This window comes from Lactobacillus helveticus DSM 20075 = CGMCC 1.1877, assembly GCF_000160855.1.
Taxonomy (GTDB): domain Bacteria; phylum Bacillota; class Bacilli; order Lactobacillales; family Lactobacillaceae; genus Lactobacillus; species Lactobacillus helveticus.
On record NZ_GG700761.1, the window covers coordinates 1 to 532 of the forward strand.

2 pseudogenes are annotated in these 532 nt (G+C 31.2%); both read right to left on the bottom strand.

Features of this window, described 5'->3' with window-relative positions:
* A pseudogene (locus HMPREF0518_RS10845) lies at positions 1–133 on the bottom strand (IS256 family transposase); the annotation flags it as partial.
* A gap of 33 nt (positions 134–166) precedes the next feature.
* A pseudogene (locus HMPREF0518_RS10850) lies at positions 167–532 on the bottom strand (hypothetical protein); the annotation flags it as partial.

Below are 532 nucleotides of genomic sequence, written 5' to 3' on the forward strand. Positions count from 1 at the left end.
GGTCTTTTACATTCTGAATTACATGCTTATAAGCTTTCTGCCATTTACTATAAAAGCTATGTAAGACTGTTATACCTTCTTACTTGTTAGACTGTTGATGAACTTGCTTAAACTCGTTCATAATTGCCTCACGTTTTAACACTTCCTAACAGCTATTAACGTTAATTTACTTGTTATCTTCTTGTTTCTTTTTATCCATCAATATATCATTCTGCCATTTATCAAACATATTTCTCATAGATACGTATAAATAATTCTTAGGATTCTTGATCTTATCAACTTTATCTTGTAGCTCAGAGCTCTTCTCAGCACTATCTAACAACTTTTGCTGACTATCTTTAAGCTGTTTTGTTTGTTCTAAAATGCTAGCCTGCAACTGTTGCTGCTGATTATTCAACTGCAATTGTTTATCATTAAACTCTTTAAAATCATCCGCATACTTCTCAATCTTTGAATCAGCTTCAATATCAATAAAAATCACATTCGCACCACCAAATAAAAAATAAACTTGAAAAAACAAGCAAAGTAACCC